The organism is Kitasatospora sp. NPDC101447 (assembly GCF_044767225.1).
GTDB lineage: Bacteria > Actinomycetota > Actinomycetes > Streptomycetales > Streptomycetaceae > Kitasatospora.
Genome location: NZ_JBIWNL010000026.1, coordinates 1 through 17,573 on the forward strand (window position 1 = coordinate 1; position 17,573 = coordinate 17,573).

Sequence of the window (17,573 nt, forward strand, 5' to 3'; positions counted from 1 at the left end):
TATTTACTACCCATAGAGGCTCGCTCGAAATTAACAGTCAGCGTTGAGGCGCTGGCCAGCCAAACGGGAATCTTCGACTCCGAATACATTTGAAGCTGCTGAAAGCAGATACCCGCCGAGTTCCAGCCCTCGCCAGAGAGCTTTGCGCATAGCTCCAAGGCTCGCGTTACTGAAATTCTCCCTACAGCTCCGGAGTGGATCGCCGAAGCGCCTCCCCTTCCCCTCACCGCAGTTAGGCCCACAGGGCGAATGAGGTCATCAGACACCACACACAAGAACCGCCAATCCCCAAGCGTTACAGAGAAGAACCGAACGAGCGCTTGCTCTTCTTGAGTCAATGCCTCGACGAATCTCCGCAGGTCTAGGGTTCTCTGCGGCTCCTTCGACAGGAGCTCGTCGCGGAGTCCATAGATTCCCGCCAGAGTGGACGCGCGCACTTGAGAGGACTCGATCGGAGCGTCTCCGAGCAATTCAAGCCTTGACATCGCAATCCCAGCGGAATCCCACCCAAGTCGAGACAGGCCTGACCAGAGTCGGACAATCATCGCCGCGGAAACTACCGAGGGGTTCGCCATATCGAGAATCACCTCCTTCGGTTCAGCCATTGATCTATCCGACCTTCCGACCGATGCCCACTACCCGAGCCCCCCGCACGACTCCTTCAACAAGATTCTCCGACGTTTCCCACAGATCCGAGCTGAACATAATTGATGGATAGACCGGCTGCCCAAGGGGTAGCCTCACCTGGAGAACTACTCCAGCCAAGTCCTTGCGGCCTTCGGCAGCACCCCGCGCATAACTGATTGCCGTATCCTTATTGGTCGTCCAGGACGTAAAGATGCTAGAGGTATTGCCATCATGGTGGCGCTCCATGTCGGAGTGACCACCCCTCGGTTCCGCAATTCCCTGCTTTGCATTTCCGTACGCGGGACTCTTTTCCGAGACTCCTCGGTACAGGTAGTTAACGCCCTCTTCTTCTTCGAAAGCCTCTCCGCAATTGTGGACGAGGACCGGCGTGGCCCCTGCCAGCACATAGTACGTATGGAGCAGGTTGACGGTGAGGTTGTGGGTGGTGACGGCGTAGGGGTAGTTGCGGACGGACTGGATGGTGAGGGCGGTGCCGTCGGGCCGGCGGAGGTGTTCGCCCGGGGTGAGTTCGCCGGCGTCGACCCACTGCTGGCGGGTCTCACTCCAGTAGGGGTGGTGGTGGGTGGAGGTGATCTTCGCCTGGTCGGCGGCCGGGGGGCCGCGGGGGCTGGCGTCGTCGGTGAGGGTGAGGTCGGTGAAGTCCTTGTCGTCGGGGGTGGTGATGGTGGCAGTGACCGGCTCGGGGTGGGTCTCGCCGGTCTGGGGGTCAGTCGCCATGACGACGTCGCCCTCGTGGATGTCCTCGATGGACTTGAGGCTGCCGTCTCCCATCAGGACCTGGGTGCCCGTCGGGAAGCTGTTGCGAACGAGGGAGCAGCTGGCAGCGGCCGATTCGTCGGCTTCCTGAGCTGCTGCTTTGCTCTCTGTTCCGGCAGCATCTGTTGCTGTTTCTTTTGCTGCTTTTTCTTCTGCTGCCTTGGCAGCGGCCTTTTCAGCTGCTCGGGCTTCCGCTGCCGCTGTCTTGGCGGTGACGTAGGCGGCGTCGGCTTCCTTGGCTGCGCGCTCGCCAGCCCGGATCGCATCGTAAGCCTTGTTGATCTCCTTGTAGATCTTGAGGGCCTGGATACCGACCTTGATGGCCTTGAAGATCTTGCCCCAGGGCACCGCGTTGAGCGCGGTGTTGACACACGCCATCACGTCGCCCTTGGTGAAGCAGTCGCGGGCGTCGTTGAAGCCGATCAGATCGCCGACGATGTCGACCACCTTGTGGACGAGTTCGTCCCGCTTGCGCTTGTTCTCGTTGAGGTTCTTGTATGCGGTGTCGACCTTGTGTGCCGCGTTCTGCATTTCCGGCGAGGGCGCGGGGTCCGGCTCGCCGGACGGCGGGGGCGGCTTGGTGATGTAGGAGTAGCCGTGACCGTCGTCCCTTTCGGCCGCGAGACCGTTGCACTCGGCCGTGGTGTCACAGGTGGGCCGAAGGCCGTTGGCGTCCGACTTGTTGATCGGGCTGTTGTTGGCGTAGGCGTACGCGTTCCACTGCTGCGGATCACCGGGGTCGGTGATGGGGTCGGGGCTGATGAAGCGGCCCGTCCTGGGGTCGTACTCGCGGGCGCCGAGGAGGGTGAAGCCGGTGGTCTTCTCCTTGGTGCCGCCGACGAAGCCCTTGTTGCCGGCCCAGACGCCTTCTTCTGGCTGGGTGCCGCGATCGTTGCCGAACGGGTCGGTGGGGCGGCGGACATGGGCGAGGGTGTCCGCGTCGAACTGGACGCCGTTGGTGCCGTGCGGGTCCGCGCCCTGGTAGGCGAACGTGGAGGTGCCGCTGGTGGTGGTGCGGGTGATGGAGAGGCCGTTGGGTGCCGCGTAGGAGCGGACGTTGGTGACGGCCTTGGTGGTGGTGTCCAGGGTGAGCTGGTCGGCGCCCAGGTTGAGGGTGACCTTGCCGGGGTCCCGGCGGATCAGCTGGTTGCCGGACACGTCGTACAGGTAACTGGTGGCGCCGCTCTGGCCGGTGCCGGTGATCTGGTCGAGCTTGCCCTGGGCGTTCCAGTTCAGCGTCCTGGTGCCCGGGGTGTCGGTGATCGAGGTGGTGTTGCCCGCGGCGTCGTAGGTGTACGAGGTCACCGCGGTGCCGGCCGGGCCGGTCCGGGTGGACTTCATCAGCGCGTGCGGACCACCGGTGCCGCCGCCCGTCTTCGGGTCGGTGGACGGGGTGTTGGGGCCGGTGCCGAAGGTCTGGGTGGTGGTGACGTCCTTGGTCGCGTCGCCGTCGGTGTCCTTCTGGACCAGCTTGGTGCGGTTGCCGATGAGGTCGTACTCGTACTGCTGCCAGTACGGGGCCGGACCGCCGACGCTCGGCTTTCCGGCGTCCACCGACGGCCCGTCGGGGTTGGCGCAGGCGCCGATGCCCGGGACGCTGGGCTGGGGCCTGGTGGTCTGGTTGCCGGTGTCGGTCCAGGCCTGGGTGAGCCGCCCGAGGTAGTCGTGGGTGAAGCACTGCAGGTCGGCGACCTCGCCGTCCTGCGCGTTGCGGGCCGAGGTGACCTGGCCGAGCGGGTTGTAGGTGTAGTCGACCGAGTCGACGTGGGCGGTCTCGGCGGTCTGCTTGTCGAGGGTTGAGCGGGTGACTCGGCCGGTGGCGTTGTCGATGTCGAGCGTGGCGACCACCTGGGTACCCGCGCCGCCCACGGTAGTGCGGTACGGACGGCCGTACGGGTCGTAGCGGACGTCGGCCACGTAGGTTGTCGAGCTGAACCCGAAGACGCTGCTCAGGCCGACGAACTGACCGACGACATCGGTGGCGAAGCTCAGCGTCTCCCGGCCCATACCGGCCACCGCGGGCATCGTCGTACTGTCGAGGCGGCCTGCGGCATCGTAGACGTTGTCGGTCTGGTAGACGCCGGCGAGTTGCCCCTCGACGGCCGGGATGGTCGTCTTCGAACCGGTCTCGCGGTAACCGACGTCGTAGCCCGTCACCTCCGACGTGTAGGCGGCCCCGCTCACTCCGCCGACGTAGCGGGTGGAGGAGGTCGGCTTGCCCTTCGCGAGGGTGTCGAAGGTCCAGGCTGCGACCTGCTTGGCCGGGTCGACCGCCGCACCCTCGTAGGCCGCGACGGTGCGGCCGAGCAGGTCGGTGGCCGTGGTCGCGCTCTTGCCGCGGGAGTCCGTGACGGTGACGAGGTTCTTGCTGTCGTCGTACGTCGTCGTGCCTGTGCCCGAGTCCGGGTCCGTGCCCTTCACCGGACGGCCCAGCAGGTCGTACTCGTACGTCCACCGGTTGCCGGCCGCGTCCTTGCGCCAGATCTCCTTGCCGTCCGGCGAGTAGCCGTAGGTGGTCTCGTCGTACGCGCCGGTCGGGGTGTTGCCCTTGTACTGGCGCAGGGCCACTGTCTTGCCGCGGGCGTCGGTGATGGTCGCGGAGGCGTAGCCGCCGGCCGGTGGGGTGGTGCGGACTTCGTCGGCGCCGACGAAGTCGGTGTGGGTGCGCCACTGCTCGACACCGTAGGACTGGAATATCGAGTCGGTCGTGCGGCCGAGGCCGTCGAACTTCTGGACGGTCTGGGAGGGGATCTTGCCGTCCGGTTCGACACCGCCGTTGGGCAGGAAGAGCTGGCCGCCGGGCTGCGCCTGGTCGTTGTAGTAGGCGGCGCTGGTCTTGGTCTGCCAGCCGTGTGAGTCGAACAGCGCGTCGGTGATCATGCGGCCGGTGGCGCCCGAGGGCGTGCTGGCCTGTGTCTGCCGGACCCGGCCGAGGCCGTCGTAGATGGTGTAGCTGGAGGTGTAGGTCTTCAGGTCGCCCATCAGCGCCTGGGTGAGCACCTGCGAAGGTGCGTTGGCGCCGTTGACCGAGTACGAGATCTTGCGATTGGGGCGGTTCGGGTTCTGCGACCGGTTGTTGTCCGGGCCCCAACTGGCCTGTGCGCGGCCGAGGGCGTCGAAGTCCTGCTCGCTGATCCGGCCGTTCTCGTCCTTGATCTTGAGCGGTGAGCCGCGGCCCACGTCGAGGGTGCTGACGGTCTGCCAGCCCATCGGGTTGGTGTGGGTGACCTGCGTGGGCAGCTGGCCGGCGGCCGGGGAGTACTCGGTCCTGGTCTCGGCGCCGGTCGGGTGGGTGGCGTCGGTGCGGGTCGGGTCGACCGTGCTGATCACGCGGCCGTACGCGTCGAAGCTCGCGCGGGCGGTGGTCCGGTAGACCGGCTTGCCTGCGGTGTCGTAGCGCTCCAGGACCTCGGTGGAGGTCTGCTCGGACTTGGCGCCGGCCTGGCCGAGGGGCAGTCCGTCGAAGTACGCCCGGGTGTCGGCGACGGTGTTGTCCTGGGTCGCGGTCCGGCCGCAGGCGCCCTTGAGGACGAGGGTGCGCGAGGCCAGCTGCGTGGGCGCGCCGCCGGGGCCGGTGGCGTACTCGAAGGCGGTGCAGAGCAGTTGCTCGGGGTGGGTCGGGTCGCCGGTGTCGTAGACGGTCAGCGGACGGGCGAACGGTGTCGAGTCGTACGAGGTGGAGCGTTCGCGGGTGCGCCAGCCGTCGGCCAGCTTGTCGCGGTTGGTCACCTTGAGGACGTTGACGGCCCGGGCGGTGATGGCCAGCATGCCGCCGGACTGGGCACGGGTGGCCGTGACCGGGCCGATCCACGGGTCGGAGACCACCGTGGAGAGGACCTCGCCGTTCTCACCGTTGTAGGTGGCGGAGTCCCGGATGAACCCGGAAAGGACGTTCTCGTCCTTGATCGTGCCGCCGTGGACGTCGGTCACGGACACCTGACGGGTGCTTCCGTTCCTGAGGACGTCACCGTCCATGCCGCGCAGGAACGTGGCGACCGACTTGGTGCGCGGTGACTCGACATCGCTGCCGTTGCCGGTGAGGGTGGTGACCGTCGCGTACCCGCGGAACTGGTCCCAGGTGCGGGTCTTGGCGTCGGTCATCTCGGAGTCGTTGCGGTGCCAGGCCGCTCCGCCTCCGTAGACATAGTTCGTCACGACCGCGGGCTGGCCGCCGGCGACCGCGTCCTCCTGGGTGACGGACTGTACGACGATCTTGTTGAACCAGTCGTTCACCGGGTCCGGCGCGCTCTGCCCGGGCAGGTACCACTTGACCGGCATGCACGCCATCGTGTTGCCGTCCTCCGAGGCCGGCATCGTCCCGCCGGCCTCCCGCGAGCACTCCGCGGGCCGGTAGACCACGTCGATCAGGCCGCCGGTCTCGGTGGTGATCTTCTGGATGCGCGGGCGGTTGTACGGCTCGACCGAGGACGACGTGCCGTCCGGAGCGACGATCTGCCCCTGCACGCGGTTGGCGATCTGCAGCGGCTGGAAAGACACCGCCGGCAGGGTGATCGGCGTCCGGTTGTTGGTTCCGGTGTGCTGGACCGAGTCCAGCCAGAGCGACGGGGAGGTGCCGTCGCCCGGGTCCTGGAAGGACTGGTTGAGGGCGAAGGAGTCGACCGGGCGGTATACCGCGCCGTCCCGGACCTCGGTGTCGATCTTGGTGAGGCGCTTGGTGGTCCAGAAGGTGGGCGAGTAGACGGTGCAGTCACCGGTCGCGTCGCAGTTCTGGTCGACCGGGGTGTCCGGCCACCGCTTGGCGTTGTCCTTCGTCCGCTGGGACGGGTCGCAGCCGAAGTCCTTGTCCGGCAGGCAGCGCTCGGCGGTGCGGAACCACACCTGGGCGGCCGGGTTGGCCTTGCCCTTGGCGGCGATCTGGTCGGGCAGGCGCTGGCCGTAGCCCACCCAGGTCGGGTAGGAGGCCCGCTGGTACTGGGTCCGGGGGCCGTTGCCGTTGTTCTGGCCGCCGCCCTTGACGTAGTAGTTCTGCTCCTGCTCGTACCGGTAGGTGATCAGGTTCTGGTGCGGGTCGACGACGTAGTCCAGCGACCACTGCCAGCCCATCTGGTTCCAGGAGCCGGTGGCTGGCGAGCCGGTCTTCAGGCACGGGTCCTGACCGCCGGGCCAGTAGACCGGCAGGGTGGAGACCGAGTTGGCGGCCTGGTCGGTGCCGTCACCACCGGGGAGGTGGTTGGCGCCGAAGTAGTACTGGGTGCCGTCGACGGTGGTGATCCGCCAGGCCTCGCCGTTCCAGGCGCCGTTGTTCTGCCCGGTCAGCCGCTCGACCTTGGTGCCGTCCTCGCCCTGCAGGTGCCAGTCGCAGGACTTGTCGTCCTTGACCAGCTGGCCCGCGTGGCCCGCGAGCGAGAGCTGGAGCAGGTCACCGCCCCAGCACTGGTCGCCCGACTTGTCGATGCCGGCGTCCTTGCAGCCCTTGTAGCCGCGGACGATGGAGCCGGGCTGCCAGTCCCAACCCTCGCCGACCCAGGACGGCTGGGCGTTGGTGGAGGCGGTCCTGCCGTCCACGGCCGAGGAGTCGTAGCCGAGCGAGACGTCGGGGGCGGGTCCCGCGAGTGCGGAGGGCAGCTCGACGGTGTAGCCGTAGGTGAAGTTGCCGGCGTTGGAGCCGGCCTGCCAGGAGGCGGACGGGGTGATCGGGGAGGCGGTGAAGTCACCGCTGCTGCCCTTGGCCTCCGCCTCGACGGCGAGTGCCACCGTGGGGGCGGCGGTCGCCGCGCCCTCGAAGGCGCCCGAGGTGAAGGACTTGGCGGCCCCGGTGGACGCCTGCGGGACGTCGACCTCGGCCACCAGTCGGCCGGTGGCCTCGTCACGGTGGGTCGGCACCGGGGTCCGCGCCTTGCAACCCGCAGCACCCGGGGTCGTCAGCGCACACCCGGGCAACTGGACGATCCTGGCCCGCGAGGCCCAGTTGGCACCGGCGTTCTTCGCCCAGGGCTGAACGTCGATCCCGACCTGGACCCGGCCCGCCCGCGCGCCGCCGCCGGTGTCGGTGAGGGCGACCAGGGCACCGGCCACGCCGGCCGCCTTGGCCCGGCCCTGATCGGCCAGGTCGACCTGGAGCGCCGGGGAGCCGTCCTCGGCCGGGGCAGCCGATGCGCTCCGGGCGGACTTCGCGCCGGGGGCCGGGGCGATCCAGACCGGCAGGGAGCCGGCCTGGACCGGCCTCGGGGCCGCAGCCGTCGGCGCCGCGTCGGATGCGGCCGATGCCGACGCCGCCTTGGCGTCGGCACCGTCGAGGACGGCGGTGGCCCGACCGGCCGGCGGGCTGGAATCAGCCGGTGGCGCCCACTTCTTTCCCGGGTCGGGCTGGTGACCGGCGACCTTGCCGTTCGTGCCCTTCACGGGGTGGGTCTGCGGCACCGGCGTGTTCGGCGGCACCCAGACCTTGGGTGGATCGGGCGCGTGGGTGACTGCCTCGACCGAGGGGATCGTCACCACCGACATGCAGACGGCCAGGGCGGCCGCGACGGCCACTCTCAGGCTGCGCGGGCGCGTGAAAACGCGGACGCGACGAGACAATTGATCCCCCCACAGATCACCGGAGCTCGAATCGGGCCGACCTCTCCGGCCCGGACCTCCGGCACCCTAGGGGCATACGACCTATCCGGAACAGGAAGAGTGCATGATCACGCAGTGTGAGGATCATCACCCGGAGAGCAATGCGTGACCCCCCGTGACAACTCGGACACCCTGTCGACAAAACGCTTTGACAGCGAAGCAAATGTGAAGGCAGCGTGCGGCTGACTTCTGCTCACCTCACCTTCGACGACGGGGTCTTCATGTCGAGGCCAAAACCTCCATATCCTTCAACTCCCGCACGGAGCAAGAGAATTCGGACATTCGGCGCCGCTCTGATGCCGCTCTCCTGCACGGCGGTCCTCGCCCTCGGTGCAGCTCTGCTCGCAGTGCCCGGTGTCGCTGCGGCGGCTCCCGCCGACCGCAACCACGGTCCTGCCGACACCTCCTGGCCCACACCTCCGCCGCCTCCGGCCAAGGGACAGTCCGACACCCGCACGGCGCAGACCGCGACGATCCGCACCGCACAGGCGAAGGCGAAGAGCACCGGAAAGCCGGTCGTCGTCGACGCGTTGACCACGGGGAGCAGCCGGACCACGGCCAACCCCGACGGCACGCTGACCAGCGACTCCTCACCGGTGGCGGAACGGGTCAAGAACGCCGACGGCACCTGGCGCGCCGTGGACGCGACCCTCCGGGCCAACGCCGACGGCACGGTCACGCCGATCGCCGTCCCGTCCGCGCTCACGTTCTCCGGCGGGGGGAGCAGTGCGCTGGCCACCATGACGACCGCGGACGGCAGGAAGCTGTCGGTCAAGGCGCCGTTCGCCCTGCCGAAGCCCGAACTCAGCGGGAGCGACGCGCTCTACCGATCCGTCCTGCCGGACGTCGACCTGGAGCTGAGCGCCACCTCCGCCGGTGGATGGCGGCAGGTGCTGATCGTCCGCACCGCGCAGGCGGCCGCCGACCCGAAGATCAAGAAGTTGCACCTCGACACCGTCTCCGAGGGACTGACCGTCAAGGCGGACGGCAACGGCAACCTCACGGCCGAGGACACCGCCGGCAAGGTGCGTTTCACCGCTCCGGCGCCGGTGATGTGGGACTCCGGCACGGCGGGCACCCCCGTCTCCGCGGCTCAGGCCGGCGCCCCGGCCAAGTCCGCCGGGCAGGCCGGACCAGCGGCGGCACCCTCGGCGGACGGCGGCACGCCCGCGGCCGGGTCCGACAGCAAGGCCCCCGGCCCCGGCGCCCGGACCGCACCGATCGCCACGACCGTCAGCGGCAGCGGCATCGACCTGGTGCCGGACCCCTCGGTCCTCGGGCAGGGCACCGGTCCCTGGTACCTCGACCCGGGCTGGAACCCCAGCGCCGACAACGGTACCCAGGCCTGGGCGCAGGTGCAGTCGGCCTACCCCAAGACGCCGGAGTACAACGGCACCCAGTACGGCCAGGACAGGCCCGGGTCCGGCTACTGCGGCTACATCGACACCGCCCACCGTTGCGAGAAGGAGGGGAAGGAACGCGCCTACTTCCAGGTCGGCCTGAACCCCGTGTTCTGGGACTCGACCGTGCTGAGCGCCAAGCTCTACGCCACCGTCGCCGAGTCGTCCAGCCCCTCGACGTCCACGCCGATGGGCCTCTACTCGACCGGCTCGGGCACCAACAACCCGATCAACCAGTGGACGCGCTGGGAGGCCCAGCCCTGCCCGGAGCCCTCCAGCTGCGCCAAGGTCGGCCTGAACTGGATCCAGGGGGCCGGCGGCAAGGAGTTCGACGTCCTCGCCCAGATGACCCAGGCGGCGCGCGAGCACTGGGGCGGGTGGACCTTCATGTTCACCCCCGACGACGAGACCAACAAGTACTACCACCAGCGGTTCTTGAACAGTCCGCACATCGTCGTCACCTACGACTTCGCGCCCGCCGTCGGCAGCCCCGCCACAAGCCCGACGCCCGGCTTCGCCCGTGACGGCGCCTACAGCCAGTGCCAGACCCCCGGTACGGGCAACCCGTGGGACAACCCGGGCTGGGTCGGGATCAACACCGACATCAACCTGAGCGTCGACACCTGGTCTCCGACCGGCGAACAGCTCTGGACCACGTTCAAGATCTGGGACGACGACGACAACGGCTCCACCCAGCTCCGCGACACCAACTGGGCGGCGAGCTCCGGTCGCAAGAACGTGAGCGTCGGTTCGCTGACCGACGGGCACGAATACGGCTGGTACGCCGTCACCGATGACGGCACGCTTCACAGCGGGAACTCCCCGATGTGCTATCTGCGCATCGACCGTACTCCGCCGACCGCCCGGGTCACCTCGACGGACTTCCCCGAGTCGGGCACCCTGGGTGGGCACCCCAAGCTCGTCGGCCAGGAGGGCGTCTTCACCCTCACCGGCACCGACCCGGCCCCGGCCGGCGGCGGCCGCTCCTCCGGCCTGGCCTGCGCCCGCTGGACCACGGACCCCGTCCAGGCCGCGGCCACCGGATGGAACTGCACCGACGGCGGTAACGTCGTCAAGATGGACGGCGACGGCAGCGTCCAGCTGAACTACACGCCCTGGCACTGGGGGACCAACTTCCTCTACCTGCAGACCCAGGACAACGCCGGCAACATGTCGCAGCCGGTCGCCTACACCTACTTCGTGCCGGGCAACCCCGCTGCCGGCGACCCGGTGATGGGCGACATCGACGGCGACCGCAAGGGCGACGTCCTCCTGCCGGACGGCACCGGCTCCCTGCGCCTGGTGGGAGCGAACACCGACCCGTACGCGGCCCCGAACACCAAGCCCGCCTCGGCCCCCGGCGCGGCGGGCAACCAGGACTGGAGCACCGTCCAGATCACCCACCGGGGTTCGTTCAGCGATCGGAACGTCGACGACCTGGTGGCGCATGCGCCCGGCGCCGCCGAGTTGTACCTCTACGCCAACGACGACATCGCCGCGCACCTCGACGGGCAGGCCGCGGTCCCCATGGCGAAGTCCAGCCGTTGCGCGTTCCCCGACGGAACGCCGATCACGTGCGCGGACTACGGAAACGGTGGCGACTGGTCCTCGGTGACCCAGATCGCTGCGTTCGGATCGCCCACGGGCGACACCCCCAGGAAGCCGGGGACGACCGCAGCCGGCCTGCCGCGTTCATCCCTGCTCTACGTCGAGAACGGCAGGCTCTGGCTCGCGTTGTCGTCGATCGTCCGAAAGCTCGACGGGCCCGCCGTCCTGCTGTCGCAGAGTCAGGACTGGGACCACTACGACCTGATCACTCCCGGCCCGTCCAAGGGCACGAACGTCCCCACGGTCTGGGGCCGGTCGAAGAGCGACGGCACTGTCCACGCCTACCAGTTGGCCAAGGGAAGCGCGCCGGGGACCTTCGACGCCTCCGGCTTCGCCGACCCCACGAAGGGCTGGCTGGCCAACGGTGTCGACGCCACGTTGTACCCGAAGGTCGGCTCCAACGGTGACGTCACCGGTGACGGTGTCCCGGATCTCTGGGCCGTCGACACCGACAACCAGCTGGTCGCCTGGGCCGGTGTCGGCGCCAAGGCCGCCGACGTCAACAGCGGTCCGACCGTGACCGGTCTGGAGGCGACCCCGGTCGTGCTCGGCAGCCTCGACCACCCGGTCGGCAACTGGCTGGCCGCACCCGACGGCGGGAACACCGTCAAGGACGGGCAGAAGCGCACGGACGGGACGGCCTCCGGCGTCGGCTGGGTCGGGGACACCGTGGACGGCCGGGCGGTCACCGTGGGCGCCTTCAGCCCCGGCGAGGGCTCGAACATCACCATGTCGGGCCCGGTGGTCGACACCCGCAAGAGCTTCACCGTCTCCACCTGGGCCAAGGCCGGTCCCGCCGGTGGTGTGGTCGCCAGCCAGGAGACGGTCCACGGCAGCAACTTCATGCTGTACACCGACGGCCCCGGGCAGAACTGGAGCTTCGCCCTGGCGTACGCGGACGACGACAACTGGTCCTACGACTTCACCCGCGTGGTGAACTCCAGTGCCCAGACCCGTCCCGGTGTCTGGACCCGGCTGACCGCTTCCTACGACGCGAACACCGGCATGATGGCGCTTTACGTCGACGGCGTACTCGCCGGCACCACCGTCCACAAGGCGAGCGCCGGCCCGCCGTCCTCGGGGCCGTTCACACTCGGCCGTTACCGGTACCAGTCGAAGCCGAGCCCGAGCTTCGACGGCAGCATCAGCAGCACCGCCGTCTACCCGTTCGCGGTGGCACCCACCGCGCCGGGCATCACCGGTACCGTCCGCTCGGCCGTCAACGGCGGCATGTGCATCGACGACACCGGAGCCGGCACCGCCGACGGCACCGCGATCCAGCTCTACGGCTGCCACGGTGGCCCCTCGCAGCAGCTCTCGCTCGGCAACGACGGCACCCTGCGCGTCATGGGCGGGTGCATCGCCCCGCTGAACGCAGGAACCGGCAACGGCACGCCGCTGGAGTTCCACACCTGCGACGGTACGGCGGCGCAGAAGTGGGTGCCGCTGGCGAACAACGCGCTGTACCACCCGGCCTCGGGCCGTTGCCTCGACCTGCCGCAGTGGCTGGCGACCGACGGCGCCCGGCTCGACCTGTGGGACTGCAGCTACGAGGCGAACGAGCAGTGGAGCGTCCCGATGCTGCGGACGGCTGTGCTGCCCGCTCCGCCGCGTTCCTGACACCGTGTCCTGAGTGGCTAGGCAGGGCCCGCTCCGCCGATCGGCGGAGCGGGCTTTGCGGGCTTCCGGGGTGGCTTCGGACAGGATTGGAGGAGGGTTCGAGGAGAGTTCGGGGAGGGGCTCTGGAGGGCCCCGCGAGGGGATGAATCGGGGCAAGATCGGCATAGCCGTCGACGGCGTTGACACCGGGTTGGGTACCTGGTGGGGTTGCTCGCGTTGTGGTCCTGGCCTGGCGAGGAGGCTCCTGTGCAAGCCCGAGTGTCCGTCGCAGCCGGGCGACGCCTGCGGTCCCAGTTGGAGCAGAGTCCTGCGTTGCGGGAGGTGCTGCAGCACCCGGCGGCGCTGGCCGCGCGGCGGGCGACGGCGCGGACGTGCCGTCAGCTGGCGCCCCGGACGGCGGACCGGCTGATCGCCGACCTCAAGGGGACGGAGCCGCTGCTGGCCTCGGTGCGGGCGGAGCGTGCGGCCGGGCGTCCCGGGCGGCGGGCGATGCAGATCGCGGCCGGGGTGGCGACCGCCGCGGTGGTCGGCGGGCTGTTGGCCGGGCCGCTGCCGTCGGCGGCGTACGCGGCCACGCCGGGGCCGGACGTGGTGTCCACCGCGCCGCAGACGCCGCTGGGGAGCGTGACCGACCCTCAGGTGTTCCCGCGGCCGCAGGAGAAGACGGTGGCGGGCAAGGCGGTCGTGGTGCCGGCCGCCGTGACGCTGGTGGCCTCGCCGAAGGCGGACATCGGCGCGGTCCTGGCCGTCCGTGAGGTGCTGAACGTCGCCGGGGCGACCGAGGTGACGCCGCAGGCGGACGGCGGGACGCCGGCCGCCGGCTCGCTGGTGGTGTACGTCGGCGGGCCCTCCGAGGGCGCCGACGGCGAGGTGGACCGCGTGCTGCGGCAGCTGAGCGCCGCGGCCGGCGGAAAGGAGGGCACCGCGCCCTCGACCGCGAACCTGCCGGCCGGCGGGTACGTGCTGTCGGCCGGTCAGCTGCCCGCCCAGGGCGGCGGGACGTACGGCGCCGTGGTGCTGGCGGGCACGGACTCCACCGGGACCTTCTACGCCGCGCAGAGCCTGCGCCAGCTGCTCGCCGCCGTGCCGGCCGGGCAGGGGCAGGCGGCGGGCGCGAACGGGCTCGGCCTGCCCGGGATCACGCTGCGGGACTGGCCGACCGGCGCGCCGGTGCGCGGCACCGCCGAGGCGTTCTACGGCACCCCGTGGACGGCCCAGCAGCGGCTGGACCAGGTCGACTTCCTCGGCCGCTCCAAGCAGAACTTCTACCTCTACGCCCCCGGTGACGACCCGTACCGGCTCTCCCGCTGGCGCAACGCCTACCCGGCCGCGCAGGCGGACGAGCTGCGCGAGCTGGCCGACCGGGCGCGGCGCAACCACGTCACGCTCGGCTACGCGATCGACCCGGGGCAGTCCCTCTGCTTCAGCTCCGGCAAGGACGTGGACGCGCTGGTGGCCAAGCTGGACGGGCTGCGCAAGCTCGGCTTCAGCGCCTTCCAGCTGCAGTTCCTGGACGTCAGCTACGACGAGTGGCACTGCGGCGACGACCGCGACGAGTACGGCACCGGGCCCGCCGCGGCCGCCAAGGCGCAGGCCGAGCTGGTGAAGAAGGTGCAGGACCGGCTGATCGCCCGGAACCCGGGCCTGGCGCCGCTGTCCGTCGTCCCGACCGAGTACCACCAGCAGGGGGCCACGCCGTACCGCAAGGCGCTGGCCGCGGCGCTGCCGGCGAACGTGCAGGTCGCCTGGAGCGGGGTCGGGGTGATCCCGGAGAAGATCACCACCGCTCAGGCCTCCGACACCGCGGACCTGTACGGGCACCCGCTGGTCACCATGGACAACTACCCGGTCAACGACGCCAGCCCGGACCGGCTCTTCCTCGGCGCCTACACCGGGCGCGACCCGGGGGTGGCCACCCGCTCGGCGGTGATGCTGACCGGTGCGATGCAGCAGCCGATCGCCTCGCGGATAGCCATCGCCACGGCCGGCGACTTCGCCTGGAACCCCGTCGGCTACAAGTCGGACGAGTCCTGGCAGGCGGCCGTGCGCACGCTGGCCGGGCCGACCGGCGCCGCCGCGACGCCCGCCGGGACGGCGCTGCCCGCCGTCACCGCGCTGGCCGGCAACAGCGTCTCCTCCCCGCTGTCCCAGCAGGAGTCCGGCTACCTGACGCCGCTGCTCGACCGCTTCTGGGCGGCCGCCGAGCCCACCTCCGGCGCGGCCCCCGACCTCGCCAGGCTGATAGAGGCCGCCGCCCCGCTGCGGGACGCCTTCGCCGCGATGGCCACCGCCCAGCAGACGCTGGCCGGCACCCCGGCCACCGCCCAGCTGGCCGGCGAGGCCGCGCCGTGGCTGGGCCCGCTGCGCGACTACGGGCTGGCCGGGCAGGCCGCCCTGAACATGCTGCTCGCCCAGCACGGCGGCGACGGCGCGGCCGCCTGGAAGGCCCGGGTGGAGCTCAACCGGCTGCGCGAGCAGCTGGACCGGTCCCCGGCCACCATCGGCGCCGGGGTGCTCGCCCCGTTCCTGGACCGCGCCGTCCGCGCCGCCGACAACTGGGCCGGCGTGGTCAGCGGTGGGGTCACCGCGACCACCACCCTGGGCACCGCCCAGGACCACCTGCCCGCGCTGATGGCCGACGGCGTGGCGGACACCTTCTACTGGAGCTCCGCTCCCCCGCAGCCCGGCGACGCGGTCGGCCTGGACCTCGGCGCGGGCCGCCCGGTGAGCGGAGTGACCGTGCTGATGGGCAGCTGGGGCAACGGCCCGGACGCCCGGACCGCCGTGGACGACTACATCCGCGACGGCGTGCTGGAGTACTCCACCGGCGAGGGCGGCTGGAAGCAGCTCGCCGTCGTCAAGAACCAGAAGACGGTCAGCGCCCAGCTCCCGCCGGGCACGATCGTCCGGGCGGTGCGGCTGCGGGCCACCGCCGCGCAGAAGACCGCCGTCGCGGTGCGCGAGTTCACCGTCACCGCCCCGGACGAGTCCCCGGCGAGCGTCACCGGCGGGCCCGACGCGCTGCCCGGCTCCTCCGCCGCCGCGGTGCTGGACGGCAACCCGGACACCGCGTACCGGGCCGCCAAGGCGCCGACCGCGCAGGACGCGCCGCTGACCGTGGAGCTCGGCGCCGCCCGCCCGCTGGACCGGCTCACCGTGCTGACCGACCCGGGCGTGCGCGCCACCGCCACCGTCGCGGTGCGCCGCGCCGACGGCACCTGGGCGGACATCGGCACCGTGGTGCCCGGCTACAACGAACTGCCGGCCGGCGGGCAGGTGGCCGACGCGTTCCGGCTGACCTGGCGGCCCGGCGGCGACCCGCCGGTCGTCAACCAGGTGATCCCCTGGTACGCGGACGCCCCGGCGGCCCGCCTCAGCCTGTCCGACCCCGCCATGGACGTGGTCACCGGCGCGGCCGCGCCGGTCAAGACCCAGGCCACCGTGGAGGCCGGCCGCCCCGAGGGCACCACCGGGGAGCTGCGTGCCGAGGTGCCGGTCGCCGCCAAGGGCCTGACCGTGACCCCGGCCGGCCCGGTGACCGTGCCGCGCGGCGGCCGGGTGGGCGTGCCGCTGCAGGTCGCCGCCGCGCCGGGCACGCCGTCCGGGACGTACCAGGTGCCGGTGCAGTTCGTGTCCGGGGCGACCAGCGTCAAGCAGGTGCTCCAGGTGCACGTGGTGCCGCCGACCGGCGGGCCGGACCTGGCGCTCGGCGCCAAGGCCACCTCCTCGGGCGACGAGACGTCGAACTTCCCGGCCTCGGCGGTCACCGACGGCGATCCGAAGAGCCGTTGGTCCTCGCCGGCCAAGGACGACGCCTGGGTGCGGCTGGAGCTGCCGCAGGCGACCCGGCTGGGCGCGGCGGTGCTGCACTGGCAGGCCGCGTACGCCGCGGCGTACAAGATCCAGGTCTCGGCGGACGGGAACTCCTGGACGGACGCGGCGACGGTGGACAACGGCAAGGGCGGCGACGAGACGGTGCGCTTCGACGCGCCCGGCGTCCGGTTCGTCCGGGTCCAGGGCGTGGCGCGGGCGACGAAGTACGGCTACTCGCTGTGGGGCGTCGAGCTGTACGCGGTGACCCCGCCGGCCCAGCCGCAGCCGCCGGCCGGCCAGCCGGGGCAGCCCGCTCAGCCGGGTCAGCCGGGTGGTGCGCCGGCCGCTCCCGCGACTCCTCCGGCGACGCCCGCGAAGCCGTAGCCGGCCGCGGGCCCCGAGAACGCGGCGGGCCGCCGTGCTCCCCGCTGCGGGGGGCGCGGCGGCCCATGAGGCGCGTACCGACGGTGTGACGGGCGGGCCCTTGTGTCGCTGGGGTCAGGCGGAGAGCGGTTCGGGCTGCTCGCCGCGGCGGACGGGGGTGGGGTGGGCGCCGTGCGCCCGGCCGATCGGGACCGAGTGGTTGGGCTCGGTATGGTCGTGGTGCTCGTACTCGCCCCACTGCGGGGCGCGCAGCTGGTCGCCGCCGCCGTAGGGTTCCAGGTAGGGGCGCCAGCGCGGGTCCTTGATGCCGGTGCCGATGATCCGCCAGGCGAGTCCGCTGGGCGGTGCGGGTGGGCGCTTCATCCGCCACCCGAGTTCGGTGAGGTGACGGTCGGCCTTGGTGTGGTTGCAGCGGCGGCAGGCTGCCACCACGTTGTCCCACCGGTGCTGGCCGCCCCGGCTGCGCGGGATCACGTGGTCGACGCTGGTGGCGGCGGCCCCGCAGTAGACGCAGCGGCCGTGGTCGCGGGCGAACAGCGCCCGGCGGGTGAGCGGGACGGGCCCGCAGAACGGGACCCGGACGAAGCGGGTCAGACGGACGACGGACGGCGCCGGAAGGGCGCTGGTGGCGCTGTGCAGAGTGACTCCCGTGTCCTCCAGGCTGACTGCCTTGTGGTTGAGGACCAGGATGAGTGCGCGGCGCATCGATACGACGCCGAGTGGCTCGTAGGACGCGTTGAGGACCAGGACATGCGGCACGGATGC

At 70.9% G+C, this 17,573-nt stretch carries 4 protein-coding genes; 2 read left to right on the forward strand and 2 right to left on the reverse strand.

Annotated elements, in window-relative coordinates:
• Window positions 1-609: 609 nt before the first annotated feature.
• Complete coding sequence (locus tag ACIRST_RS29340; RefSeq protein ID WP_402805641.1) at window positions 610-7,899, reverse strand: RHS repeat-associated core domain-containing protein; 7,290 nt, start codon at window positions 7,897-7,899, stop codon at window positions 610-612.
• 380 nt (window positions 7,900-8,279) lie between these two features.
• Between ACIRST_RS29340 and ACIRST_RS29345 the strand changes: the two genes are divergently transcribed.
• A complete protein-coding gene (locus ACIRST_RS29345) occupies window positions 8,280-12,611 on the forward strand; it encodes a ricin-type beta-trefoil lectin domain protein (protein ID WP_402805643.1) in 4,332 nt (1,443 codons plus the stop codon).
• 321 nt (window positions 12,612-12,932) lie between these two features.
• Complete coding sequence (locus tag ACIRST_RS29350; protein ID WP_402805798.1) at window positions 12,933-16,808, forward strand: beta-N-acetylglucosaminidase domain-containing protein; 3,876 nt, start codon at window positions 12,933-12,935, stop codon at window positions 16,806-16,808.
• A gap of 114 nt (window positions 16,809-16,922) precedes the next feature.
• Here ACIRST_RS29350 and ACIRST_RS29355 read toward each other — a convergent pair whose 3' ends face one another.
• Window positions 16,923-17,567, reverse strand: a complete 645-nt coding sequence (locus ACIRST_RS29355; protein WP_350521433.1) for an HNH endonuclease — start codon at window positions 17,565-17,567, stop codon at window positions 16,923-16,925.
• Window positions 17,568-17,573 lie beyond the last annotated feature (6 nt).

Excerpts from the sequence above, each read along its gene's own strand:
- ACIRST_RS29345 (WP_402805643.1), top strand. The coding sequence starts at position 8,280 with ATGCCGCTCTCCTGCACGGCGGTCCTCGCCCTCGGTGCAGCTCTGCTC.